Here is a 25,994-nt window from a genome sequence, read left to right as displayed (position 1 = left end):
TTTGTTTGTAATTGTAGTCAATTGTCGCGGTTAAGCAGCGTCCTTGTCAGTGACAGTATACATCAAGTTTCCGTCCCTGCCGTCAACGCTTTTGTCACCGTTTGTAAAGACAGCGACGGCGTGTCGCTATCAAGCCAAGTCACATTATCCCAGCCTCTTAGCCAGGTTATCTGACGCTTGGCTAACTGGCGCGTCGCGCAAATCCCACGGTAAACGGCTTCATCATGGGTGCAACGTCCGGCCAAATAGTCCCACATCTGACGGTACCCGACACAACGAATCGAGGGCAGATCGACATGCAGATCTTCGCGTTCGTATAGTGTGCGTACCTCTTTTTCAAACCCCGCGTCGATCATTTTATCGAAACGACGCTCGATGCGGCGATGCAATTCACCTCGATCCTGAGGCGCTATTGCAAATTGGTGTACCTGATACGGCAAAGGTTCACCTTTTTTTTCTGTTAATGCTGTTAGGGTCTGACCACTGATCCGATAAACTTCTAACGCCCGCGTAATTCGCTGCGGATCGTTAGGATGGATCCGCGCCCCCGACACGGGATCAACCTCGCACAACTGAGCATGTAATGCTTCCCACCCATGCTGTTGCGCCTCATTTTCTAACGCTTCACGGATGTCAGGATCCGCACTCGGCAACGGTGATAGTCCTTCTAGCAATGCTTTAAAATACAGCATGGTGCCTCCCACCAACAGTGGGATCTTACCATCCGCGACGATCCGCGCCATTTCTGTGAGCGCATCGTCACGAAAGTCTGCCGCCGAGTAGGCCTGAGACGGATCACGAATGTCGATCAAACGATGGGGGGCTTGCGCTAATTCCTCCGCGGTTGGCTTAGCTGTCCCAATATCCATCCCGCGATAAATCAGTGCCGAATCAACACTAATGATTTCCACTGGCAAAGTCTGGCGTATTGCAATGGCCAAATCCGTTTTCCCGGATGCAGTCGGCCCCATCAAAAAAATCGCTTTAGGCAGCGGGTTAGTCATGCTGTAATGCTTCTATCACTGAGGTCAGGTCGAGGCGTTTAAAGTAGCGCTGGCGCCCCTTTTCTAACGCATCCCCCTGCCAATATTGTTCAATGTCCGATACGGTTTGTACCGCTTGCGCAAGGCTGACTGGATCCGATGCTACTGTCAACTGCTTTGCCAGCCAACTGCACATACTCTCGCTGTGATCCGTGTGGGATTGGTCGGGGTCTAACCCACCCAAACAATCCAACAGTGCCGGTATAAACGCTTGCAAGTTATGTTGGCGTAGCGGCTGACAGACTGACATCACCATTAATTGCTGCCCTTTGGGGCGAATATGAATGCCAAACTGGCCAAGTAACGCCTGATACTGGATCACGCGCTGACACTCCTCTTCAGAGGCTGATAACCGTTGTGGGATCAATAAGGGTTGAGTGACTAACCCCTCATCCAGAGCGGGTTGTAACGCCCCTTGATGACGCCAGCATGCCAAGCGGTGATGATCGGCTAACCATAATCCCTCGCCCCAGGACATCAACACATAGTGCTGCTCAACCACTGCAAGCACCTTGCCTAATCCAGACTGACCCGTGCTCGCCACTGTTGAGGCGGTATCGAGCGTTGCTGGGACGCTGTCAAAATGCGACAACGTCGTCGAACGCGCTGGCGTGGCCTCACCAAGGTCAGCCCCGGCATCAGATTGGGGGGTCATCAATGCTTGATACGCTTGCGTCGCCTGCTTTGAAGGTGAGCTTGAGGGAGCAGACGGTCTTCCCGGCCAGTCTGAGCCGTGAGAGGGCCGGCCACTACGTGAGCGGTCACTGGCGTCGTGCTGATACGATACCGTATCACGCGGCAACGTGGCCTGTGACCCACCGCTCCCCTCGCGCTTACCCGGGTAATCAGGAAACGCGTCAACCGCTTGTTGATAAGGGTTGGGGTTGGCAGTCGCGGAGGCTCGCGGCTGATAAGTGACGGCTTCTCTCACTTCGCCCGTCTCAGGGTCCACACTGTGGTCTTCAGAGAACAACGCTTGTTGTAAGCCGTCATAAATGGCTTGATAGATAAAATCATGCACCAAGCGCGCCTGATGAAAACGGACTTCATGTTTGGCCGGGTGCACATTGACATCCACTTGATGCGGATCGACATCAATATACAGCACGAAAGCAGCATACTGATCCTGGGCAAGGCTTTGTTCATAGCCTTGACGAATCGCGTGGTTAATCAGCTTATCTTTCATCATTCGCTGATTAACAAAACAATGCTGCATATCGTTTTGTTGTCGTGCGCCTGCCGGTGTGCAGATCCAGCCTGTCAGTGTCATGTCGTGGTGATGTAGGTCAATCCGCAACGCATGCTCAACAAATTTTTGCCCACAAATCGCCTTAACGCGGCGTAACGGGTCACCATTTTCTGGTACACGTCGATATTGGCGCACTTGCGTGCCGTTATGGCGCAGATTGATGGTGATATCAAACCGACTCAATGCAATGCGGCGTAATAGCTCATCGATGTGACCAAACTCGGTTTTGTCGGTGCGTAAAAATTTGCGCCGTGCTGGGGTATTAAAGAATAAGTCCACCACTTCCACGGTACAGCCAACCGGGTGGGCAGCGGGTTTGACATTCACCGCCATCTCTCGCCCTTCGGCAAACGCCGACCATGCTTCTTGCTGGTCAGCTGGACGCGAGGTGATGGTAAGACGTGATACCGAGCTAATACTCGCCAGCGCCTCGCCGCGAAAGCCGAGGCTCATGATCGCCTCAAGATCGTCAAGGCTATGGATCTTAGACGTGGCGTGTCGACTCAGGGCAAGCTGCAGATCGGCTTTGCTGATCCCACCACCATTATCACGCACCCGGATCAGTTTGCTGCCGCCTTTTTCAATATCCACATCAATGCGGGTCGCCCCGGCATCAATGCTGTTTTCTACCAGCTCTTTCACTACCGAGGCAGGACGTTCGACCACTTCCCCTGCTGCAATCTGGTTGGCAAGGCGCGCGGGTAAAATCTCAATCGCCATATCAGCTTCCTGGGATGATCAGAGTTTGCCCGACCGCCAGCGTATCAGAGCGTAATTCATTGGCGCGACGAAGGCTCTCAATCGTCACCCCGTAATTGCTGGCAATTTTGCCAAGGTATTCACCGCGTTTGACTTTGTGCTTCACCGCTGGCGGTGTTGCGCCCGGCACTTTCAGCTTTTGCCCCACCCAGAGCGTGTCAGACTTCAAGTTATTCGCGCGGCGCAGCGTCGCCACCGAGACGTGATACTGCTCGGCAATTTTGCCGAGAAACTCGCCGCGGCTCACGGTGTGCGTCAGCGTACGCGTTGATGTTGCTTTACTTGTCTTTCCTGCTAATTTGGCGACATCCACATTGGGGATCGATAACACTTGGCCCACCCGCAACGTATTAGAGGTCAACCCATTCGCCGATTTTATCGCGGCGACGGAACTCTTATATTTTTTAGCGATGACCGACAGTGACTGACCGGCACTGACTTTATGTTTGACGCCGTTTTTGCGCGCAGCAAACAAGGTGCCATCCGGCGGGAAACGCTCAAAATAATTGCGAATACCATGATAGACCGCATCCGCGAGCCGGCGCTGGTGATCACGCTGAAATAGCAGGCGTTCTTCTTGCGGATTCGAGATAAAGCCCACCTCGACGAGCAAAGACGGTATGTCTGGTGATTTTAATACGGCCAGACTGGCGTGCTCTGGACTCGATTTATGCAATTTAGTGACTTTGCCGAGCTCCTTTAATACCCGTTTCGCGACATTAAAACCTTCTTTTTGCGAGTTACTAAACTGCAAATCCAACACCGCACGGCTTAGATACTCGTCTTCATTATTCTGTGCCAGCAAAGAGCCACCACCCAACAAGTTGGACTGCTCTTCGTGTTTTTCAATCCAGCGACCAATCTCACTGTTCGCCCGGCGACGAGAGAGTACCCATACTGACGCGCCACGAGGCTGTGGCTTATGGAAGCCATCCGCGTGTACCGAGACCAATAAATGGGCTTTGTGTTTACGTGCAATTTCGGAACGACGGTTCAAGTCGACAAAATAATCGCCCGTACGGGTTAAGACCGCACGCATGCCAGGAACAGCATTAATACGTGCCGCCGCTTGCTTAGCGATGGAGAGCGTGACATATTTTTCAAATTTGCGGCTCGGCCCCACCGCACCGGGATCGTTACCGCCATGCCCGGCATCAATGGCCACCACGATATCCTCGGTGCCAAAAGGCAATGCGGCCACCGTCTCACGCCGCTTTTTTTCAGCAACAGACAATGCCGGTTTATTTTTATCCACTTTCTTAGGATGGGGTAAATCAACCACCAGCCGGTGGCCATATTCTCCCCCAGGGGCGAGCGAGAAGATATGTGGTTTGGCACCTTCTTTTAACTCAAAGACTAATCGATACGTCGATGCCTCGGGCGGACTACTTTTACGGATTTTACCCAGGATATCGCTGCCTTTAACCGGCTTAGGTAAGCGCGTCGCCAGCTGGCTCTGCTTTAAGTCAACCACCAACCTATCGGGGCGTGACAGTGAGAAATAGCTAAAATCCGGTTTATCTTCAAGATCCACCACCACCCGTGTCTCATTGGGGGCGGGCCATACGCGAATATTTTCAATCTTATTGGCCCAACTTGTTGCACTCAACAAACTGGCGATCATCAAGATGCAAAGCCGCTGCCACATCATGCTAGTCTTCCCATTCTAGACGGTCGATAATTGCTCCCCCAACATGGGTATTCGCGTCAATAACCAGTTCACGTTGCTCGCCGTCATAGCGCAGCCTAATGTCTAGATCGGCGCGCGGTAACCAGCCTTGGCCTTTTTCCGGCCACTCAATCAAGCAAAGCGCCTGATCATTAAAATAATCACGGATCCCCATAAACTCCAACTCTTCTGGGTCGCCCAGTCGATAAAGATCAAAGTGATAAACCTGCCATGGCGTTAACAAGTAAGGCTCCACGAGCGTATAGGTCGGGCTTTTCACATTACCGGTATGTCCCATTGCTTGCACAAAGCCGCGACAGAACGTGGTTTTGCCGGCGCCAAGATCACCGTGCAAGTAACAAGTGGTACTTTGCGTACATGCACGCGCCAACGCGGCACCAAACGCCACGGTGCGATCGGCATCCGTCAATGAGGTGGTAAAAGTCTGGGTCATACTACAAAGGGATCTCATCTTTATATGGGTATTCGTCGCACCTTGCATGGCTACCGCCACCCGTGCGCTAATCAACTAATTGTTGCAAATAGGGGAGTAAATCGCTGGCCAATAATCCCCGTTCTCCTGCCTCGGCTGCCTTATCACCCGCTTTGCCATGAAGATAGCACCCCAGAGCCGCGGCAGGAAATAAGTCCACGCCTTGCGCAAGTAGACTGCCTATTACACCCGACAGCACATCGCCCATTCCCCCTGACGCCATGCCAGGGTTGCCGACATTAGCAACAGCATAATTTGTGCCATCATATACGATTGTTCCCGCGCCTTTAAGTACGGCAACGCCACCATAACGAGTGTGTATCGCTTTGACGGCAGCAAAGCGGTCAAGTTCCACATCTTTGGTGTCACAACCTAATAAGCGCGCCGCCTCTCCGGGATGGGGGGTGAGGATCCAGTCATCACGGTGTTGTGGCTGCCGCGCTAACTTATTAAGGCCATCGGCATCAATCACCTTGGGCGTCCGAGCACTCACGGCGATCGTCCACAACGCATCCGACCACGCACTCTGGCCCAGTCCTGGGCCAATAACCAAATGGGTTGCCCATGCGAGCGTCTCGCTGAGTGATTGGCCCGGTGCCCAATCTTGTGTCATCAACTCCGGCTGACGGGTGACCAGCATCAACGTATGCGCTTTTTGTGTCACTACTTTGACAAGTCCAGCACCGGCTCTTAACGCCGCTTGCGCTGATAAGGTCACCGCACCCGCCATACCTTGATCGCCACCTAAACACAGTACACGCCCAAACTGGCCTTTGTGTGCACTACGCGCGCGCTTTGGTAAATGCTGTTCAATCCAGTCGTCGCAAACAAGGTAGCCGGCGGGTGTGCACTGACGCGAGAACGCCGTCGCCACGTTCAAGCCCGCGAACAATAATTTACCGCGATAAGAGACAGCTTGGCCGGTGAGCAATCCTTGTTTTAACGCAATAAAGGTGACGGTCATATCCGCATCAATGGCCACGCCTTTCACGCAGCCACTATTGGCACAAAGCCCAGAAGGAATATCTACCGCCACCACAGGTACATCCGCGAGGTTGATAGCGCTGATCGCCTGCGCAAACGCTCCCTCCACGGCACGCGATAATCCAGTGCCCAAGATAGCATCGACCACGACATCAAACTGGCTGATAGTGGGTGGGTGTTCCACATAGCTACCACCACAATCTTGCCACTCTTGCCAAGCAGTCGCCGCATCCCCCTCCAGTTTATTTGGGGTCACTAACGACCAGACGGTAACGTTCAACCCTGCGGATTTGGCAAGCCGCGCAATCACATAACCATCACCCGCGTTATTCCCGGCGCCACATACGATTAATAGTCTGGCCGCATTGGGATAATGTTGATTGATACAGTCAAACACTGACTGTCCCGCGCGTAGCATTAACTGATACAGGGGAATCGACAATGCACGCGCGACCGCTTGCTCGCCTTCTCGAACTTGCTCTGCGCGATAGAAACTCTGTGGTAAACTTGTTGCCATTAAGTGCCTCCATTGATTGTTCTGCACCACCCAAGGCCTCAGGATCTACCGCTATGTCGCAACCCAAGTCCGATGCATCCATTGATTTCGACCACCTCGCCCAACGTATCAAGCAATGGGGGCAAGCGCTAGGCTTCCAGCAGGTGGGGATCACGGATGTTGATCTCAAGCAACATGAAGCGCAATTACAGCGCTGGCTTGATAACGGCTATCACGGTGAGATGGCGTGGATGGCCAGACATGGCATGATGCGCGCGCGCCCCGATGAGTTAGTGCCAGGCACGGTACGCGTGATCAGTGTGCGGATGAACTACTTACCCCCCAATGCCGGTTTTGCGCATACGCTGGCGCATCCAGAGCTTGGGTACATTAGCCGTTACTCTCTGGGGCGGGACTACCATAAATTGATCCGCAACCGCTTAAAAAAGCTTGGACAACAGATTGAACAAGCGGTCGGCCCCTATGGTTACCGCCCTTTCGTCGACTCCGCGCCAGTCCTTGAGCGTCCTTTAGCGGAAAAGGCAGGATTGGGCTGGACAGGCAAACACTCCCTGATCCTCAATGATGAAACGGGATCCTGGTTCTTCCTCGGTGAGTTATTGGTGGATCTTCCTTTACCTGTCGACACCCCTGTCGAGAATCAATGCGGTAAATGCGTGGCCTGCATGACCAGTTGCCCCACTCAAGCAATCATCGCAGAAGGCGTGGTCGACGCCCGTCGCTGCATTTCCTACCTGACCATCGAATATGACGGCGTGATCCCCTTAGAATTTCGCCATGCCATCGGTAACCGTATCTATGGTTGCGATGACTGCCAGTTGGTTTGCCCATTTAACCGGGAGGCCGAACTGACCTTAGAAGCCGACTTCCACTGTCGCCCCAGCCTCGATCAGCAGGCGCTCACCACGCTTTTCAACTGGGATGAGGACACTTTTTTATCGCTAACCCAGGGCTCAGCAGTACGCCGGATAGGGATAAAAAAATGGCGGCGCAACTTGGCTATTGCGATGGGTAATGCCCCCTTCGATCAGGCGATCATCGATAGTCTCAAGGCGCGGCTCGGTGAGGACGAGCTGGTTGACGAACATATTCACTGGGCGCTCAGCGAGCAAGAGAAAAAACGACAGCGTATTGATGTCAAAACGCTACCCACAGGGACGCGTCGTCTCGTGCGCATCATAGAAAAAGGATTGCCTCGTGACGCTTAATCAGGGCTTACAAGCAGAAAGATGACGCTATTCACATAATGTGGAAAACCGTCACGCAATGCGCATTTATGATGCGCTTTTTGATAGTTAAACACATTGATGGTGCATTAAGCGAGCAAGATCACGTAAGTGAATAACACTGTGGAAAAGCGTTAGCTAACCTGAAAGAAAAGCCTAAATTTCCCTTTCTTTACAATCAGTTAAGGTATTTTTGCGTTTATTGCACGTGTGCAACATAGATACCGTGCCTGATGATAAGATAACCAGCAATATACACAGCAACAAATCCATTAACTGGTTTATCCACAGCGCTTGACCTGTGGATAAGTCTGTGCAGTGTTGGTAAAAAACCGCGCCACCATGCGCTTTCAGAGAAAGCATGGACAGATGGGATTTGTGTAAGAAATGATGCTTCACAGCATTAAAGATGGCGCTATCTTAAACGCCACACTGGTGGTTAACCAAGTGATTGGAGCGACACACGGGGTTCGAACCCGTGACCTCAACCTTGGCAAGGTTGCGCTCTACCAGCTGAGCTAGTGTCGCTTATTCCGAATTGTTGTTTGGAGCGACATACGAGGTTCGAACTCGTGACCTCAACCTTGGCAAGGTTGCGCTCTACCAGCTGAGCTAATGTCGCATTGCTGATGCATTACATCGCATTTTAATTTGGAGCGACACACGGGGTTCGAACCCGTGACCTCAACCTTGGCAAGGTTGCGCTCTACCAGCTGAGCTAGTGTCGCTTAGATCGACCTGATCAATCTCAGATCGAGACTAAATTTGGAGCGACATACGAGGTTCGAACTCGTGACCTCAACCTTGGCAAGGTTGCGCTCTACCAGCTGAGCTAATGTCGCTTTCAACAGACGTTTCACGTCGTTAGGGCTGCGAATTATACGAAGAAAAAACCGGGTTGCAAGTGCTGATGAGCAAAATTTTGGTTTTTTCTTTTAATCGCTCAAAAGAGCATCAGATCGATGACTGGCTCATCAGATCGTTAAGATCCTCTCGCGATAGAAGCGTAATTCTGCAATTGATTCTCGGATGTCGTCAAGCGCTAAATGGGTTCCCTGTTTAGAGAAATCATTCAACACCTCTGGTTGCCATCGACGTACCAGCTCTTTTAACGTGCTCACATCCACGGTGCGGTAATGAAAATAGCGCTCAAGTGCTGGCATGTGTCGATAGAGGAAGCGCCGATCCTGTCCCACACTATTACCGCAAATCGGTGACGCGCCAGACGGCACCCATTGCGATAAGAATGCGATGGTTTGCTCAATGGCGGTTTGTTCATCAATATCACTCTGTTGTACGCGCGCCACTAAGCCAGACTGGCTATGTGTTCGCGTGCACCAATCATCCATTTTGTCGAGCTCACTTTGCGGTTGATGTATCGCCAGCACGGGCCCTTCCGCCAGAATATTCAACTGTGCGTCCGTCACAACGGTCGCGATCTCAATGATCTTATGGGTATCCGGATCTAGCCCTGTCATTTCCAGATCAATCCAGATTAAATTGTTTTCACTGAACGCCATTGAACTTGCCTTTTTTATCGATAAACCATGTATCATACTGTGCTTGATATGAAAGCCAACTTAACCGATAAGAGTCAACGTGGCAAAAAAGAAAAAACTGACGAAGGGTCAACTGCGACGGGTAAGATCCAACCAACAACGCCGAATCAAAGACAAAGATACCGATCGGCAATGGGACGATGCCGCGCTAGAATCCGCACGGGAAGGGCGGGTTATCACGCGGTTTGGCCAGCATGCCGATATTGAAGATCCCGACACAGGTAAGATACATAGATGCAATATTCGCCGCACTGTCCATAGTTTGGTCACTGGCGATCGTGTCGTATGGCGACCCGGTAAAGAAGCGCTCGATGGCTTTGCCGGCGTTGTAGAAGCGGTGCATGAGCGTGACTCCGTGCTCACTCGTCCCGACTATTACGATGGGGTCAAGCCAGTAGCCGCAAACATTGATCAAGTGGTGATCGTGGCCGCTATTTTACCCGAGCTGTCGACCAACATTATCGACCGTTATCTGATTGCCTGTGAAGCACTGGATATCGCCCCCCTGATTGTGATTAACAAGGTCGATTTGTTGGATGAAGAAGGCCATGAGATGGTCGATGATCTGCTCGATATTTATCGAGATATTGGTTATCCCCTCGTGATGGTCAGTGCGGACTCGGGCGAAGGCATGTCAGCGTTGATGACACACCTAGACCAGCATGTGAGTGTTTTTGTTGGGCAATCCGGCGTCGGGAAATCCAGTTTGGTCAATACCCTACTCCCTGATGTGCACGCACATACGCATCAGGTGTCAGAAAATTCAGGGCTTGGTCAACACACCACTACCGCCGCACGCTTGTATCATTTTGATCAAGGCGGCGATCTGATTGACTCCCCCGGCGTCCGTGAGTTTGGCTTGTGGCATTTAGAGCCGGAACAAATTGCTCATGGCTTTGTCGAATTTCGTGATTATTTGGGTGGCTGTAAGTTCCGCGATTGCAAACATGGCGATGATCCGGGGTGTCTACTGCGACAAGCGGTCGAAGACGGACACATTAGTGTCGAACGTTTTGATAGCTACCACCGCATCATTGAGAGCATRAAAGAAGCCAAAGACAACCGTCAGTTCTCTCGTAATAAGCAACACTGAGCGACTGTCACTTCACTCAGATCCGCGACACGGCGCGCCCGTATAAGCGCGTCACTGGCATCATCAACCCAATAAATGGTTAGGACTACACTGTGCGAGACGATTTGAAAGTCGGCCTACAATATCTTACGCCGAAACACGCGTTAACCCGATTAATGGGCAAGCTTGCGAGCTTAAAAGGTGGCTGGTTAACCACTGCAGTCATCAAGTGGTTTATCAAGCAATATCACGTCGATATGAGCGAAGCGAAAGTCAGCGATCCGAGTTACTATCGCACCTTCAACGATTTTTTCGTCCGTGAGCTGAAGCCCGCACTACGCCCAATCGATGGCGACGAGACAACACTGATCTTTCCGGCTGACGCCTGTGTCAGCCAAGCAGGCGCGATTGAACAGGGTCGTTTGATTCAAGCGAAAGGCCATAGCTTCTCACTGACTGAACTTATCGGTGGCGATGACAGCTTAGCAGCAAAGTTTGATCAGGGAGAGTTCGCCACCTTATACCTCTCTCCCCGCGATTATCACCGCGTCCACATGCCTTGTGACGGCGTATTGCGAGAGATGATCTATATTCCTGGCGATTTGTTTTCAGTGAATCCACTGACGGCAGAAAACGTACCAAACCTCTTTGCGCGGAATGAGCGCGTGGTGTGCGTCTTTGATACTGCATTTGGCCCCATGGCGCAAATATTGGTCGGCGCCACCATTGTTGGCAGTATCGAAACCACCTGGGCCGGGACGGTGACCCCGCCAACTGGTGGCAGTATTCGTCGTTGGCAATATCCAACCGACGGTGAGCAGGCGATGCACTTTGCTCAAGGAGAGGAAATGGGCCGATTCAAACTGGGCTCTACCGTGATTAACCTCTTCCCCAAAGGGGCGGTACGCTTTGATGATGCCGTCTTACCCGGTGAGCCGACACAATTAGGGCAAGCTTACGCACATCGCCAGCACTAGCTCCCGCTAAAAATCTAGAAAAATGTGAAATATGGGGCATTTATGYCCCTTTTTTGTGTGGAAATTCGGATATTTTTCCCGTTAATTCAAGATAAAGCACCGTATCATAAAGATATTCTATTTCTGATAACAAGGCGCACGCGAGTCTTCGCGTCTCAGGCGGAACGCGCTCGCCCACCCATGACGAAGGAGCGTATTTGTGGTCAATGCTCGTCTTATCAAATTGCTGGTCGCCCTCGGCTTACCGCTGTTATTACTGTTAGCCCCTACCGATTGGTTACCCATTGCTAACCTCACTATCATTCAGCACCGTTTATTGGCGATCTTTCTGATGGCGGCCTTGCTGTGGGTTCTTGAGCCTGTGCCTGTTTTTTCGACGTCTTTATTGATAATCACACTACAACTAGTGATGATATCTGATAAAGGCTTACACTGGTTTCGCGGTATCACACAGCATCACCCCCGCGGAGACTTAATTCCTTATACCGACATTCTCAGCGCCTTTTCATCCCCTATCATTATTCTGTTTATGGGCGGGTTTTCACTGGCTATTGCCGCGTCAAAATATGAACTCGACATCAATTTGGCACGTGTGCTGTTAAGGCCGTTTGGTCAACACCCTAAATTTATCATGCTTGGCCTGATGCTGATTACCGCGGTATTTTCGATGTTTATGTCCAATACGGCCACCACGGTGATGATGCTGGCCCTATTAACCCCCATTATCGCGGTGTTACCCAAAGGGGATCCTTTGGTCAAGGCCCTCGTGCTGTGTATTCCCGTGGCGGCRAATACCGGTGGTATTGCCACCCCTATCGGCACACCGCCTAACGCCATTGCGTTACAGTATCTAACCGGGGAATATAAAGTCTCTTTTCTGGGCTGGATGCAAATGGGGCTGCCTTTTGTCATTGTTCAACTCACCTTCGCCTGGTGGCTATTACAACGGCTCTTTCAGAGTCAACATACCCGCGTGAATCTTGCTTTAGAGGGACGCTTTCTACAAAGTTGGCAGGCGTATACTGTCTATATCACCTTCGCCCTCACGATCGTGCTGTGGCTCACCACCAGTTTGCATGGCATGAACACTTATGTGGTGGCGGTAATCCCACTGGCGATTTTTACCCTCACCGGCATTATTGGTAAGCCAGAACTTAAACAAATCAACTGGGATGTATTGTGGCTGGTTGCCGGCGGGATTGCGATGGGGATCGCGCTCGACCAAACCGGTCTCGCCGCGGCGCTCGCCCATGCGGTCGACTACAGCCTGCTTACCGCAATGACAGTGCTGGTTACCTTGTCGATTATCTGCTGGCTGATGGCAAACTTTATGTCTAATACCGCGACCGCTAACCTCTTAATGCCGATAGCCGCAGCCATTGCTTCCTCCATGCCCGCACTGGCAAGCATTGGCGGTATGCAAGGTCTATTAATTGTCGTCGCCTTCTCGGCCTCCTTGGGGATGATACTGCCGGTTTCGACGCCACCCAACTCCTTGGCGTATTCAACTGGCTTTATCAGCAGTCAAGATTTGGTCAAAGTCGGTCTGATCTTAGGCATAAGTGGCTTAGTCCTAGTTTACAGCGCGGTTGTCTTACTTACGTGACATGCGCTTAACAATTGAGAAATAAAAGCGATAAATTCGCCTCATTCTGTGTAAGTGGATATTTTTCATCGAGTAAAAATGGGATAACACTGATGATGTGAGTAAGAAAGCCAGCTGAGCGTTGAGGATAACCCATTTTTTGCAAAATTCTTTATCCCTCATTGACTCAAGCTTTCTACAATTAAGCAGATACTCAATAAGAAAGTATCATCAATACGTGGTAGTACGAGGGATCTTTAATGAAATTCACCATCAAGACCAAAATATTGCTTGCTGTTGCTTTGGTCGTTGCCTTAGTCAGTGCCGTACAGGCATGGTTTTCCGTTAACCAATTGGAACAAGAGACGCAGCAAAACGTCACTGAGCAAATGCGCGATGTCGGTCTTTCCACCAGCAACTTTATCGAAGAGTGGCTAGATATTCGCAGCGACATGCTGGTTGCCAATGTGCCATTGATTGCGACACAACCCAATGTTGATCGAGAACTCTTATTAACCAAACGCCAGGGTAACTTTCTCACCGTTTACGCCGGCTTTGCAGACGGCTCGATTGCTTATGGTGACAAAACAGAAAGCTGGCCGACCAATTATGACCCACGGACTCGACCTTGGTACAAACAAGCCAACGCCGCTAATGAGCTAATCATCACCCCACCTTATGTCGATGCCAATGGCGCTGGCATGGTGATAAGTTTTGCCAAATCGTTCAATCAACGCTTCGAGGGCGTCATTGCTGCAGACCTCTCGGTTGACGCCATTGTGCAAGAAGTGCTCAACGTACGTTTGCCCAACCAAGGCTTTGCCTTTTTAGTGGATAGTAACAACAATGTCGTGGCTTATCGGGATACCGCGCTCAGTACCAAGGCACTCACCGAGGTTGACGATGAGCTTACCCCCGCCTTTATCCAACAGGCACGTAACAGTGATGCACTCGCGACCATTACCTTTGACGGTGATGACAGAGAAAAACTGCTCGCCGTGACGCCCGTTGAAGGCGCTGACTGGAGCCTTGGCGTGGTGCAAGACAAAAAGCTGGCGTTTGCGTCTGTCTCAGAGCAGATTGTTTCCACCTTGGTGACGTCAGTGATTCTCTTTGTGATCATTGCATTGATTGCCGGTGCCCTTATTCACCGGATGTTGGCACCGCTAACCCAACTCACCCATGCAGTAAGCTCGCTGTCAAAAGGCAGTGGGGATCTGACTCAGCGCCTTGATATTGTCCGTAAAGATGAAATCGGTGAGTTAGCCGGGCACGTCAATGCGTTCCTGGAACAGTTACAAGCGATGATAGGCCGCAGCGTCACCCAGAGTGTGACCTTGTCTGACAGAGCCGACCAATGCCGCAATCTCGCCCACCAATCCAGTAGCTTGGTGGGTCAGCAGCAAGGCGATGTGGATCAAATTGCTACCGCCATCCATGAGATGTCGACCACGGCCAACGAAGTGGCCAGTAACGCCGAACAAACCGCTCGCTCAGCCCAAGAGGCAGAGGGCTCATGCCGTGACGGCCTAGAAGTGGTGGAGAACAACCGTGATGCTATTACCCAACTGGCAGAGCAAGTCGAGCAAGCGACGGATGTGATCCGTGAATTGGATACCAACTCACAAAGCATCAACCAAATTATCTCCACCATTCAGGATATTGCCGAACAAACCAACCTACTCGCGCTTAACGCCGCCATTGAGGCAGCTCGTGCCGGTGAACAAGGGCGTGGCTTTGCTGTGGTCGCCGATGAAGTGCGTGTGTTGAGCCAGCGCACTCATGACTCCACGGAAGAGATCCGTAACATGATTGAAACGCTGCAAAACACCACTCAACGCGCGGTGGATGGCATGACCCAAAGTAATGATATGGCGACCTCGAGCGTCGAGCGCGCCGCCTCTGCGAGCGAGAAACTCAACGAAATTACCCGTGCCATTGGCGATATTTCGGAGATGGCTGCACAAATTGCTAGCGCGGCTGAAGAGCAGCGTGCAGTGACCGAAGATATCAACCGCAATACCCAAGCGGTGCGTGATCTCTCGTTAGAGATCCACCAAAAATCCAATGAAACGGGCGAGCAAGGTGAGCAAATGGCGCAAGACGCGCAAGAAATGCACAACGATCTCTCCAAGTTCAAAGTATAACTTGAGCCACCGCAGTCTGCCTGCCGAGGTAGGCAGACTGTCACTGGTAGAAAGATCACAAATTCATCCTTCTTCTCTCTCTTCACCGCTTTTGTGACCACATTTTGTCTGATCGATCCAACTATAGTGCAAACGTTGCGTATACACTTGTGACACTTTTCAACGAGATGGAAATGTGTCTATGCCCAAGCCGACAATTAAGCTGAAAATCATTGTGGCCATTGCCTTTATTGTGGCTCTGGTCAGTGCAGTGCTTGCCAGCATTTCTGTGCGTCAACTCCAAAGCGAGACGACCAGCAGTATTACCAAACAAATGCATGATGTCGGGGATGCCACTGTTCAGTTTATCGACAGCTGGCTGAGTACGCGTGCCGATATGCTATTAGCAAACGAATCACTGATCGCCAATCAGGCCAATGTCGATCGCGAGCTTTTGGTGACCAAGCGAGCGGGGCATTTCCTCTCCGTGTATGCCGGCTTTGAAGATGGCCGCATCGCCTACGGTGATAAAAGCGAAGATTGGCCCGCCGACTATGACCCGCGCACTCGCCCTTGGTATCAAAGCGCCAGTAACGCGAATGGCTTAATCATTACCGAGCCCTATCAAGATTTCGATGGCAGTTTGGTGGTCAGTCTCGCCAAGGCCTTTAATGGTCAATATCAAGGGGTACTGGCTGCCGATGTCACCGTCACCGATATTGTCGAGCAAGTGTTAAACTTAAAACTCAGTAATGGCTTTGCCTTTCTCGTCGATGGTGACAACCGCTTAGTGGCCTATCGCGATACCGATCTCAGTCGCCAACCCCTCACTGAGCTGGATGAAGAGCTCACGCCCACATTTATGGCTAGCGCGAGCGCACAACGTCAGCTCACCACCTTTCAACTCAATGGCAAAGAAAAGCTCATCGCCGCTATCGAGGTCCCGAATACCGATTGGACCTTGGGTATCGTCGAAGATAAGGCGCAAGCCTATGCCTCGGTATCAGAGCAAATTACCTTTGTGGTGATTGCCTCCGTGATCTTGTTTATCGTGATTGCCTTTGTCGCCGGCGCGTTAATCAAACAACTACTTAAGCCATTAGGCGAGCTGACAGGCGCTGTGCGTACCCTCTCTGCCGGTGAAGGCGATCTCACGCAAAGGATCAACATCGCCCGCCAAGATGAAATTGGCGAATTGGCTGGGTACGTCAATGCCTTCCTTGCCCAGCTTCAGCAAATGGTAGGTAAAGCGGTTAGTCAGAGCATGACATTGTCRGAAAGTGCTGAGGAGTGCCGAACCCACGCCCTGCAATCCAGCCAGTTGGTTGATAAACAGCAAAATGATGTTGACCAAATAGCGACGGCTATCCACGAAATGTCAACCACGGCCAACGAAGTGGCAAGCCATGCTGAAGATACAGCCTCATCCGCACAACAAGCCGAGCAATCTTGCCAAGAGGGGTTAAGTGTGGTCGGTGATAACCGCAATGCCATTACTCAACTCGCCGAGCAAGTGGAGCGTGCCACCAATGTGATCCGTGAGCTGGATGAAAATGCACAAAGCATTAACCAAATCATCGCGACCATTCAAGGAGTGGCCGAACAAACCAACTTGCTTGCCCTTAACGCGGCGATTGAGGCGGCCCGGGCGGGTGAGCAAGGGCGCGGCTTTGCAGTGGTTGCCGATGAAGTGCGCGTATTAAGTCAACGGACGCATAGCTCCACCGAAGAGATTCGCAATATGATTGAGACGCTGCAGCACACCACGCAACGCGCGGTCGATGATATGACCCAAAGTAACGAAATGGCGACATCAAGTGTGGAGCGCGCCGAAGCGGCCAGTGAGCGTCTCAATCAAATCACCAGCGCGATTGGTACTATCTCGGAAATGGCGATTCAAATTGCCAGCGCCGCAGAAGAGCAGCGCGCGGTGACCGACGACATCAACCGCAATACCCAAGCGGTAAAAGATCTCTCCTATGAGATCCACCAGCAAGCCAGTGCCACCGGCGATCAAGGTGAAAGCATGGCACAAGCCGCGCGGGATATGCATCAAGACTTATCCAAGTTTAAAGTCTAACGTCTTGTCGTCACGCCCCTAACGACGAACGCCGCCTTCGGGCGGCGTTGTTTTGCCCGCTTCTACGCACGTGATACCGGAAAAGCGGTGACCGCATCAATGTGGTGGCAACCGAGTGCCAACATCACTAAACGGTCGACGCCCAATGCTACCCCAGCGCAATCAGGTAAACCACTTTCCAGCGCGGACAGTAAGTGCTCATCGATAGGCTGTGGCGATAAACCGCGCGCGACTCGTGCGATATTATCCGCCTCAAACCGCTGTCGTTGCTCGTTGGCGTCTTGCAACTCATAAAAGCCATTAGCCAGTTCAATGCCTTGGTAATACACCTCAAACCGATGCGCAACACGCGCGTCTGCTTCGCTGATTTTTGCCAGCGCGGCTTGCGATGCAGGAAAGTCATAAATAAAGGCGGGCGCCTGCTGGCCAATATTCGGCTCTACCATCACGGAGAAAAGCAGCTGCAGCAAGGTGTCTTTGTCAGTTTCATCCTCAGTGATATCGGCAAGCCCTTGGGTCGCGGCAAGTGCACGCAGCTGAATAATATCCGCGGTTAACGGGCACAGTCCGGTGAAGGATGCAAATGCCGTTTGATAGCTCATCCGTGTCGCACCTTGGCACCTGAGTACCGCTTGCAACAAGGCATCCATTTCATCCATTAGGTCATGGTGGGTATAGCCAGGTTGGTACCACTCCAACATCGTAAACTCAGGGTTGTGGTAGCGCCCGGCTTCTTCATTTCGAAACGCTTTGCTGATCTGATAGATGGCACCACTTCCAGCGGCCAATAACCGCTTCATATGGAATTCTGGACTGGTCATGAGGTGCAAGGCGACGCCGTCAGCAAAACCCGGCCCAACCAAAGACGTTTTGAAACTATGAAGATGCACATCGGTCACCGCCGCTTGACTCAGTGCCGGGGTATCCACTTCCCATACCTCACGTTCAGCAAAAAATTGACGGATACGGGCTATGATCGCAGCGCGTTTTTTTAATTGTGACACGCTTGCCGTTGGCTGCCACTGCTTCATCTCACTCATTCGTTACTCTTGCGCTTTCTGGTGACGCCAGTCTATCGCTGCCGTCTGGAATGACAAGTACTCACAACCGATGTCGCACGACACACATGTGTCACATGCCGCATTTTCTTTGTCAGCATTTTCCCTTTTTACAAGAGAGGCAGGCACTTAACAACTAACATCACACTTTTATGCAATTTAACACCCATGCCCGCAAAATCGCGACAATTCCCCGACTGAGTCAATTTTTGCTTTGCACAGATTGCCTACCATGACAGCAGAACAATAAACAAGCCAAGCACTGGCTTTCCCTACACTGGAGGATGAACGTGCAGATCCTTACCACAGATATTGCAGTGATTGGCGCTGGTGGCGCTGGACTGCGCACGGCCATTGCGGCCGCTGAAGCTGACCCTTCTCTCAATATTGCGCTGGTGTCTAAGGTCTACCCCATGCGCTCCCACACCGTGGCCGCAGAAGGTGGATCGGCTGCCGTCATCAAGGACGAAGACAGCCTAGACAACCACTTCAATGATACCGTGAGCGGTGGCGACTGGTTATGCGAACAAGATGTCGTCGATTACTTTGTCAAACATTGTGCCCATGAAATGGTACAACTCGAGCAATGGGGCTGCCCTTGGAGTCGAAAAGACGATGGCAGTATCAATGTTCGTCGGTTTGGCGGTATGAAAGTCGAGCGCACCTGGTTTGCCGCCGATAAAACCGGCTTCCATATGCTCCACACCCTGTTTCAAACCTCGACCAAATACCCGCAAATCCAGCGTCTCGATGAATACTTTGTGATTGATTTGATTGTCGATGACGGCCAAGTACAAGGTTTGATTGCCCTCCATATGGCGGAAGGCGAGCTGGTCTGTATTAAAGCCAAATCAGTGGTGCTAGCCACTGGCGGCGCGGGACGCGTTTATAGCTGTAATACCAATGGTGGCATTGTCACCGGTGATGGCATGGCCATGGCTTATCGCCACGGCATCCCGCTGCGTGATATGGAATTTGTCCAATATCACCCCACAGGACTGCCTGGTACGGGAATTTTAATGACAGAAGGCTGCCGTGGCGAAGGTGGTATTATTGTCAACAAAGACGGCTATCGTTACCTGCAAGATTATGGTCTCGGGCCAGAAACACCGGTCGGGCAGCCAAAAAACAAATACATGGAGCTCGGCCCACGCGATAAAGTCTCGCAAGCCTTTTGGCATGAGCAACAAAAAGGCAATACCATCAAGCACACGCTCGGTGACGTTGTGCACCTTGATTTGCGTCACCTCGGCGAAGATTACATTCAAGAACGACTACCGTTTATTTGTGAGCTCGCCAAAGCCTATGTCAATGTTGACCCTGCCAAAGAGCCGATCCCAATTCGTCCCACCGTGCACTACACCATGGGTGGCATTGAAACGGATGCCCAAACCGAAACGCGCGTTAACGGATTATTTGCGGTTGGTGAGTGCTCCTCCGTCGGCTTGCACGGCGCTAATCGACTCGGCTCAAACTCGCTCGCTGAATTGGCGGTATTTGGTCGTTTAGCGGGTGAAGGCGCCGCAAAACGGGCAGCGGCCTTCACAGGTTGGAATCAAGCGGCTATTGATGCCCAGATTCAGAACGTCAAAGCGCGCATTGATAAGCTCTTGAGCCACCAAGGCGAAGAAAACTGGGCGGATATTCGCAAAGAGCTGGGCGAGACAATGGAAGCCGGCTGCGGTATTTATCGTCGCCACGATCTAATGCAAGCAACCATTGATAAAATTGCTGAACTCAAAGCACGCTATCAAGATGTTGCCATCCAAGACCAAGGCAGTGTGTTCAATACCGATCTGCTCTACGCCATTGAGGTCGGCTATGGCTTGGAAGTCGCAGAAGCCATGGCACATTCTGCCATCCAGCGTAAGGAGTCTCGTGGCGCTCACCAACGGCTAGATGAAGGCTGCACCGAGCGTGATGATGATAACTACCTCAAACACACCTTGGCGTTCTATCAACCCGAAAGCGGTCCTCGCATTGACTATGGCGATGTCAAAATCACCAAATCACAACCAAAAGCGCGCCTATATGGCGATGCGGCGGAACACGCCAATGGTGGCAATGTGGATCAACAAGAGGAGCCCGCATCATGACGCAAACTACCTACCAGGTCTCAGTGCTCAGATACGATCCGGCAACGGATGATGCGCCTTACTCGCAATCTTTCGTTGTACCCGGCGATGAAACCATGTCGGTCTTGGATGCGCTGGGGTATATCAAAGACAACCTCGATAAGTCGCTCTCTTATCGCTGGTCGTGTCGCATGGCCATTTGTGGCTCATGCGGGATGATGGTCAATGGTGTGCCCAAGCTCGCTTGCAAAGCGTTTTTACGTGATTACGCCAAAGGGGTGGTGATTGAGCCTTTGGCTAATTTTGCCATCGAAAAAGACCTCGTTGTCGATATGACGCCCTTTATCGAGCGTCTTGAAGCGATCAAACCTTATATTTTGGGCAATGATCGCCGCCCTGAAGACGGGCCCAATACGCAAACGCCTGAACAAATGGCACGCTACAAACAGTTTGCCGCTTGTATCAATTGCGGCTTATGCTACGCCGCTTGTCCTCAGTTTGGTCTCAATCCCGACTTTCTTGGTCCTGCCGCGATCGCGCTGGCACACCGCTATAATCTTGACAGCCGCGACAAGGGGAAAGCCCAACGCATGCCTCTGATTAATAGTGATAACGGCGCATGGGGGTGCACTTTCGTCGGCTACTGCTCAAAAGTGTGTCCGAAGAGTGTTGATCCTGCAGGTGCAGTCAACCAAGGCAAGGTGGCTTCCACCCAAGATATGGTGATTGCCATGTTTAATCCCAATAAAGATGGGCAGGAGGTAAGAGGATGAGTAATCGCAAACCCTATACACGCCCCATGCCGCGTACTTGGTGGCTCGACCATCCGTTCTACCGCTTTTATATGGTGCGAGAAGCGACAGTACTGCCTTTGGTCTTCTTCACGCTTAGTCTCACCGCTGGGTTAATCTGCTTGGTTCAGGGACCGCAAGCATGGCAAAGCTGGCTGGATTACATGGCCCACCCGGTTGTGATTCTCTTGAACCTGGTTGCCTTGGTCGCCAGCCTGTTTCATGCCACCACATTTTTCAGCATGATGCCGCAAGTGATGCCGATTCGCATTAAAGGCAAACTGCTCGACGGTAAATGGGTGATTGGTGCGCAATGGGCCGCGGTGGCGGTGATATCACTGATTGCTCTGGTGCTCATTTAGGAGGTGTTATGATCGATCCCAAACCCAAACGTTCTGATGAGCCCATTTGGTGGAGTTTATTTGGCGCCGGGGGGACCTGGTTCGCGATGTTTACCCCGGTGACTGTCTTGATTCTAGGGGTGCTCATCCCACTTGGCATTATTGACCCATCCGCATTGAGCTATGACCGCGTGATGATGTTTGCTGATCACTGGCTGGGCAAACTGCTGATCCTCGCCACGCTGGCGCTACCAATGTGGCACGCCATGCACCGCATTCATCACGGGCTGCATGATTTGAAGCTGCATGTGGGGTTAGCAGGCAAAGTGGTGTGCTATGCCATCGCTTTTGCCGTCAGCATTGCCGCCGTGCTGTTGGTATTGATTGTTTAATCCCAGTAAAAACGAGGCATAAAAAAAGCCCTGGCTGAAGAAGCGCAGGGCTTTTTTGCAAAGGTTACTTAACCCGTCCAACGTACTCACCCGTACGGGTATCGACTTTAATAACTTCGCCGATTTGAATAAATAAAGGCACGCGAACCACAGCGCCTGTGCTCAGTGTCGCTGGCTTACCACCCGTGCCTTGCGTATCACCTTTCAAACCAGGATCAGTTTCCGTCACTTCGAGTTCAACAAAGTTAGGTGGGGTAACCACGATAGGGTCACCATTCCAAAGCGTAAGCGTACAAGTGTTGTTCTCGACTAGCCACTTGACGTTATCACCCACTGCGCTCTCATTAGACGCAATTTGCTCAAAGGTTTCATTGTTCATGAAGTGATAGAATTCACCGTCTGTGTACAGGTAATCCATCTCGACTTCAATCACGTCGGCCGCTTCAACGCTGTCACCCGATTTAAATGTTTTCTCTAGTACTTTACCGGAGATCAACTTACGGATTTTGACACGGTTAAACGCCTGACCTTTGCCTGGCTTTACGAATTCATTTTCGGTAATGACACACGGCTCGTTATCGAGCATAATTTTCAAACCGCCGCGGAATTCATTAGTGCTGAAAGACGCCATCTTGATCCTCTTAACATCTTCGAGTTTTCACAAATGTCGCACATCATAACCCGAATCCAACCTGCTGTTGAGCGAAACTGGATCAAAGAACTCGCAGAGGCGATCACAGATCCCAATGAACTGCTGCAAATGCTTGATATTTCACCACAGGGATGGGAATCCGGTTTTAAGGCGCGCCGTTTGTTTTCACAGCGTGTCCCACGCAGTTTTGTCGCCAGAATGGAAAAGGGCAACCCTAATGATCCATTACTAAAGCAAGTACTGCCGATTGCGGAAGAATTTAATGAGGTTGACGGGTTCAGCGCTGACCCACTGGAAGAGCAAGACAATGCGATTCCTGGTTTGTTACACAAGTACCACAACCGTGTGTTGCTGATCGTTAAGGGAGGCTGTGCAATAAATTGCCGTTATTGCTTCCGCCGCCACTTCCCGTATCAAGATAACAAAGGCAGCAAACGCGTGTGGCAAGGGGCGCTGGATTATATCGCCGCTCATGCAGAGATAGACGAAGTGATTTTATCGGGTGGCGACCCGCTGATGGCCAAAGATGAGGAGCTCGATTGGCTCATCAGTGCTATCGAGCCAATAACACATGTTAAACGGCTGCGTATCCACTCTCGCTTGCCCGTCGTGCTCCCCGCACGCATCACCTCAGCGCTGACCGAGCGCTTATCGCACTCGCGTTTACAAGTGGTGATGGTCACCCACATCAACCATGCCAATGAGGTCGATGACGAGCTAAGCGACAAACTCCACATGCTGCGACAAGCGGGTATCACTCTGCTTAACCAAAGCGTGCTTCTCAAAGGCGTGAATGATAGTGCGGATGCGTTGGTGGCACTGAGCCAACGACTGTTTGAGGCTGGCGTTTTGCCTTACTACCTGCATGTATTGGATAAAGTCCAGGGCGCCGCTCACTTTTTAGTCTCAGACGATGAAGCGCGCACCTTAATGCAGGAGATTATCGAGCAGCTCTCCGGCTATTTGGTCCCTCGACTGACACGGGAAACCGGTGGCCGAGCAAGTAAAACGCCGCTGGATCTCCATTTAGAGTGAATAATCAGAAACTTATTCAATATAAGCTGTTGATTTATTATTAATTCCATGGCTTATTAAAAGAAAACTCACCACAAGGATGTGTTATGTCTCTGATTATTCGTCAATACCACGCCGACGACATTCCGGCGATACGTGACATCTATGCGCAACCCAAGGCCCAAGCGGGCACCTTGCAATTGCCGATGCCGAGCCTTGCCATGTGGGAAAAGCGACTTAATCAGGTACCTGATGGCGTATACCCATTGGTTGCTGAGCTGGAGGGGAAAGTGGTCGGCAACCTCAGCTTGGTCATTGCCGCGAATCCTCGCCGTCGCCACGTTGCAGATATTGGCATGGGCGTTCACGATGCCTATCAAGGCCGCGGCATTGGTAGTGCGCTCATGGAAAAAGCGATCGATTTAGCCGAAAACTGGTTGAACGTATCACGGACAGAGCTGACCGTTTATACAGATAACGCTGCTGCGACCCGCCTCTATCAAAAATTTGGCTTTGAAATTGAAGGCACCGCCAAACAGTTTGCGTTCCGTAACGGCGAGTTTGTTGATGCCTATTATATGTCGCGTACCCGCTAATCAAGCCACTCAGGCATGCTGTCGGGTTTAGCGTAACTGAGCCGTCCCACACGGTCGGTGCAGTGGTAGCTGTCTAAGCCACTCAATGCGACGGTGCCTGCTTGCTCAATATCGACAAAACCATCATGGCTGATGCAGCTATCTGGAACATGCGCCTCAATGATCTCACCAACTAATAGGTGGGTGCCATTAATGGCCATGGTATGCTCCTCACGAAGAATGAGACCAAGACGTATTGCCGCTTCTTGAACATAAGGCGCATTGATTCGCTCACGCCATAAGGGCGTCAACCCCACTTGCTCAAATTCAGACACCCCGTGTGGGTAGCGTGCTGACGTTTGATGCGCCGCGACAACCATCTCTTTTTGAACATGGTTGAGTGTATAAACCCCGGTTTCGCGAATGTTTTCTAAGGTATCACGCGGTACGGTATCAGGGCGGATAATCACACCCATTAACGCTGGGTTGGCCCCTAGATGAAACGCAGAACTCACAATGCACAAGTTTGTCTGTCGATTTGAGTCACTGGTGCCCAACAGGTTCGCCGATTTAAAGCCGGACAGGCTATTCACGAACGCCGCGCGATAACGCTTTTCCATCGCCAGTATATCGTCTCTCTCATACACACTCAGAGCCATATCCATCCTTACTTAAGTTGGCATTGTTGACAGCGAGCTTGCCCCGTTAACAGCGCGGATAGGCGATAACGGTGTTGGGCAAAGAACAGATACAGTTTATCAGCAAACCAAGCAATACCAGGCCAGCGTAGCCACTTCACCCAATATCCTTTATTCACAGCCCGCCAAGCTACATAAGTTGCATCTAAACCATACACCATCTGCCCGCTGCTATCTTGTGCGTGCAGAATGCGATTGGCGGCACTGGGATCGACATGAGGAAACCGATCACAAAAATCGCCTTGATGAATATCAACCAGCTGCAACGCACCCTCGGTATCCCAGCGAGATAGCTTACGCATTTCTTTCACGCATAAAGGACACATACTGTCGTAAAATACAGTCACCATAGTCACACCTCCTGACGTAGAGACTACGGACAGAAGGGAAAAGAAGATCAGAGAAACGCACGGTAGAAAAGCTAGCAGGAAGGGAAAGCATAAAGCTCAGTACAAAAATGACAAACACAAAAAAGCCCCGACCGTGAGGTCAGGGCTTGGTGTTTTCTCATCAAAGTCTTACATCTATTTGCTTTGATGCTTAAATTGCGAGTTATGCGTAGGGAGTTTTGAAGCGATAAGCACAGTGTATGCCAATACGTGAGCATCATCGTTATCAAAAGCATCGAGCAATCAGCAATATAAGCGTTTTTGCCTTCAGATTTTTCCAAAAATCTGAAAACAAGAAAGCAAGCCTGGCGATGTCCTACTCTCACATGGGGAGACCCCACACTACCATCGGCGCTGCTTCGTTTCACTACTGAGTTCGGCATGGAGTCAGGTGGGTCCARAGCGCTATGGTCGCCAAGCAAAATTTTGTAATCTAGAAAGCTGTTCGTTCTCGCCACAATCAACTGGCTTATTTCGAGTCCAACCCAAAACCTCTTGGGTGTTGTATGGTTAAGCCTCACGGGCCATTAGTACAGGTTAGCTCAACGCCTCACAGCGCTTACACACCCTGCCTATCAACGTCGTCGTCTACGACAACCCTTTAGAGAGCTCGAAGCTCTAGGGATGACTCATCTCGGGGCCAGCTTCGCGCTTAGATGCTTTCAGCAGC

22 protein-coding genes, 4 tRNA genes and 2 rRNA genes are annotated in these 25,994 nt (G+C 51.3%); 12 read left to right on the top strand and 16 right to left on the bottom strand.

All coding sequences use genetic code 11. From position 1 onward, the window contains the following. Window positions 1-62: 62 nt before the first annotated feature. From miaA to BZG13_RS09460, 5 genes are all read right to left on the bottom strand, one after another. Window positions 63-1,004, bottom strand: coding sequence for a tRNA (adenosine(37)-N6)-dimethylallyltransferase MiaA (gene miaA, locus BZG13_RS09480; protein WP_077457608.1), 942 nt, complete (start codon window positions 1,002-1,004; stop codon window positions 63-65). Further along, a complete protein-coding gene (gene mutL / locus BZG13_RS09475) occupies window positions 997-3,012 on the bottom strand; it encodes a DNA mismatch repair endonuclease MutL (protein WP_077486450.1) in 2,016 nt (671 codons plus the stop codon). Before mutL ends, miaA begins: the two co-directional genes overlap by 8 nt. 1 nt (window position 3,013) lies before the next feature. Further along, window positions 3,014-4,702 (bottom strand): LysM peptidoglycan-binding domain-containing protein, encoded by a 1,689-nt coding sequence (locus BZG13_RS09470; RefSeq protein ID WP_077486449.1) that lies wholly within the window; start codon window positions 4,700-4,702, stop codon window positions 3,014-3,016. A 1-nt stretch (window position 4,703) separates the two neighbouring features. After that, window positions 4,704-5,174 carry a tRNA (adenosine(37)-N6)-threonylcarbamoyltransferase complex ATPase subunit type 1 TsaE gene (gene tsaE / locus BZG13_RS09465; protein ID WP_077486448.1) on the bottom strand — a complete coding sequence of 157 codons (471 nt, stop codon included), beginning with the start codon at window positions 5,172-5,174 and terminating at the stop codon, window positions 4,704-4,706. Between the two features lie 67 nt (window positions 5,175-5,241). Next, window positions 5,242-6,714, bottom strand: coding sequence for a bifunctional ADP-dependent NAD(P)H-hydrate dehydratase/NAD(P)H-hydrate epimerase (locus BZG13_RS09460; RefSeq protein WP_077486447.1), 1,473 nt, complete (start codon window positions 6,712-6,714; stop codon window positions 5,242-5,244). An 80-nt stretch (window positions 6,715-6,794) separates the two neighbouring features. Between BZG13_RS09460 and queG the strand changes: the two genes are divergently transcribed. After that, the gene (queG, locus tag BZG13_RS09455; RefSeq protein ID WP_146005620.1) at window positions 6,795-7,922 is read left to right on the top strand and encodes a tRNA epoxyqueuosine(34) reductase QueG; all 1,128 of its coding nucleotides are present in this window, start codon (window positions 6,795-6,797) and stop codon (window positions 7,920-7,922) included. 470 nt (window positions 7,923-8,392) lie between these two features. Here queG and BZG13_RS09450 read toward each other — a convergent pair. From BZG13_RS09450 to orn, 5 genes are all read right to left on the bottom strand, one after another. After that, window positions 8,393-8,468, bottom strand: a tRNA-Gly gene (locus tag BZG13_RS09450). 18 nt (window positions 8,469-8,486) lie between these two features. Continuing rightward, a tRNA-Gly gene (locus tag BZG13_RS09445) sits at window positions 8,487-8,562 on the bottom strand. Between the two features lie 30 nt (window positions 8,563-8,592). Further along, window positions 8,593-8,668 (bottom strand) — tRNA-Gly (locus BZG13_RS09440). Between the two features lie 38 nt (window positions 8,669-8,706). Continuing rightward, window positions 8,707-8,782, bottom strand: a tRNA-Gly gene (locus BZG13_RS09435). 132 nt (window positions 8,783-8,914) lie between these two features. Continuing rightward, entirely contained in the window at window positions 8,915-9,460 is a 546-nt protein-coding gene (gene orn / locus BZG13_RS09430) for an oligoribonuclease (protein WP_069361577.1), read from the bottom strand. 79 nt (window positions 9,461-9,539) lie between these two features. Between orn and rsgA the strand changes: the two genes are divergently transcribed. The 5 genes from rsgA (at window position 9,540) to BZG13_RS09405 (ending at window position 17,339) form a co-directional block, all read left to right on the top strand. Beyond that, window positions 9,540-10,592 carry a small ribosomal subunit biogenesis GTPase RsgA gene (gene rsgA, locus BZG13_RS09425; RefSeq protein WP_077486445.1) on the top strand — a complete coding sequence of 351 codons (1,053 nt, stop codon included), beginning with the start codon at window positions 9,540-9,542 and terminating at the stop codon, window positions 10,590-10,592. A gap of 92 nt (window positions 10,593-10,684) precedes the next feature. Continuing rightward, complete coding sequence (gene asd / locus BZG13_RS09420) at window positions 10,685-11,548, top strand: archaetidylserine decarboxylase (protein WP_077457620.1); 864 nt, start codon at window positions 10,685-10,687, stop codon at window positions 11,546-11,548. Between the two features lie 199 nt (window positions 11,549-11,747). Beyond that, on the top strand, window positions 11,748-13,154 hold the full coding sequence (locus BZG13_RS09415; RefSeq protein ID WP_077486444.1) for an SLC13 family permease: 1,407 nt from the start codon (window positions 11,748-11,750) through the stop codon (window positions 13,152-13,154). Between the two features lie 239 nt (window positions 13,155-13,393). Continuing rightward, entirely contained in the window at window positions 13,394-15,280 is a 1,887-nt protein-coding gene (locus tag BZG13_RS09410; RefSeq protein ID WP_077486443.1) for a methyl-accepting chemotaxis protein, read from the top strand. A gap of 181 nt (window positions 15,281-15,461) precedes the next feature. Further along, window positions 15,462-17,339, top strand: coding sequence for a methyl-accepting chemotaxis protein (locus BZG13_RS09405; RefSeq protein ID WP_077457622.1), 1,878 nt, complete (start codon window positions 15,462-15,464; stop codon window positions 17,337-17,339). A 62-nt stretch (window positions 17,340-17,401) separates the two neighbouring features. On the opposite strand, the gene epmA is transcribed toward BZG13_RS09405, so the two are convergent. Next, a complete protein-coding gene (epmA, locus tag BZG13_RS09400; RefSeq protein WP_077486442.1) occupies window positions 17,402-18,370 on the bottom strand; it encodes an elongation factor P--(R)-beta-lysine ligase in 969 nt (322 codons plus the stop codon). Between the two features lie 317 nt (window positions 18,371-18,687). Here epmA and frdA point away from each other — a divergent pair, with 317 nt between their 5' ends. From frdA to frdD, 4 genes are read left to right on the top strand one after another with little or no spacing between them, the layout of a single operon-like run. After that, window positions 18,688-20,493: a fumarate reductase (quinol) flavoprotein subunit gene (gene frdA, locus BZG13_RS09395; RefSeq protein WP_077486470.1), complete on the top strand. Its 1,806-nt coding sequence runs from the start codon at window positions 18,688-18,690 to the stop codon at window positions 20,491-20,493. Continuing rightward, window positions 20,490-21,245 carry a succinate dehydrogenase/fumarate reductase iron-sulfur subunit gene (locus BZG13_RS09390; RefSeq protein WP_069361570.1) on the top strand — a complete coding sequence of 252 codons (756 nt, stop codon included), beginning with the start codon at window positions 20,490-20,492 and terminating at the stop codon, window positions 21,243-21,245. Before frdA ends, BZG13_RS09390 begins: the two co-directional genes overlap by 4 nt. Then, on the top strand, window positions 21,242-21,625 hold the full coding sequence (frdC, locus tag BZG13_RS09385) for a fumarate reductase subunit FrdC (RefSeq protein WP_077486441.1): 384 nt from the start codon (window positions 21,242-21,244) through the stop codon (window positions 21,623-21,625). Before BZG13_RS09390 ends, frdC begins: the two co-directional genes overlap by 4 nt. An 8-nt stretch (window positions 21,626-21,633) precedes the next feature. Further along, complete coding sequence (frdD, locus tag BZG13_RS09380; protein ID WP_077486440.1) at window positions 21,634-21,996, top strand: fumarate reductase subunit FrdD; 363 nt, start codon at window positions 21,634-21,636, stop codon at window positions 21,994-21,996. Between the two features lie 64 nt (window positions 21,997-22,060). Here the strand turns inward: frdD and efp are convergent, their stop codons facing one another. Beyond that, window positions 22,061-22,627 (bottom strand): elongation factor P, encoded by a 567-nt coding sequence (gene efp, locus BZG13_RS09375; protein WP_069361567.1) that lies wholly within the window; start codon window positions 22,625-22,627, stop codon window positions 22,061-22,063. A 33-nt stretch (window positions 22,628-22,660) separates the two neighbouring features. Between efp and epmB the strand changes: the two genes are divergently transcribed. Both epmB and BZG13_RS09365 read left to right on the top strand, forming a co-directional pair. Beyond that, the gene (epmB, locus tag BZG13_RS09370) at window positions 22,661-23,683 is read left to right on the top strand and encodes an EF-P beta-lysylation protein EpmB (protein WP_077486439.1); all 1,023 of its coding nucleotides are present in this window, start codon (window positions 22,661-22,663) and stop codon (window positions 23,681-23,683) included. Between the two features lie 86 nt (window positions 23,684-23,769). Further along, window positions 23,770-24,258: a GNAT family N-acetyltransferase gene (locus BZG13_RS09365; RefSeq protein ID WP_077486438.1), complete on the top strand. Its 489-nt coding sequence runs from the start codon at window positions 23,770-23,772 to the stop codon at window positions 24,256-24,258. On the opposite strand, the gene BZG13_RS09360 is transcribed toward BZG13_RS09365, so the two are convergent. The 4 genes from BZG13_RS09360 to BZG13_RS15360 all read right to left on the bottom strand — a co-directional run. Further along, window positions 24,255-24,896, bottom strand: a complete 642-nt coding sequence (locus tag BZG13_RS09360) for a flavin reductase family protein (protein WP_077457632.1) — start codon at window positions 24,894-24,896, stop codon at window positions 24,255-24,257. The genes BZG13_RS09365 and BZG13_RS09360 overlap by 4 nt on opposite strands. Before the next feature lie 8 nt (window positions 24,897-24,904). Continuing rightward, window positions 24,905-25,285, bottom strand: a complete 381-nt coding sequence (locus BZG13_RS09355; protein ID WP_077486437.1) for a thiol-disulfide oxidoreductase DCC family protein — start codon at window positions 25,283-25,285, stop codon at window positions 24,905-24,907. Between the two features lie 342 nt (window positions 25,286-25,627). Further along, window positions 25,628-25,743 (bottom strand): 5S ribosomal RNA (gene rrf, locus BZG13_RS09350). A gap of 87 nt (window positions 25,744-25,830) precedes the next feature. Next, window positions 25,831-25,994, bottom strand: a 23S ribosomal RNA gene (locus BZG13_RS15360); the annotation flags it as partial.

It is taken from the genome of Salinivibrio sp. ML323 (genome assembly GCF_001995745.1).
GTDB classification, from domain to species: Bacteria; Pseudomonadota; Gammaproteobacteria; order Enterobacterales; family Vibrionaceae; genus Salinivibrio; species Salinivibrio kushneri.
The sequence above is the reverse complement of the archived record's forward strand: the minus strand, read 5'-3'. Positions and strand labels throughout refer to the sequence as shown.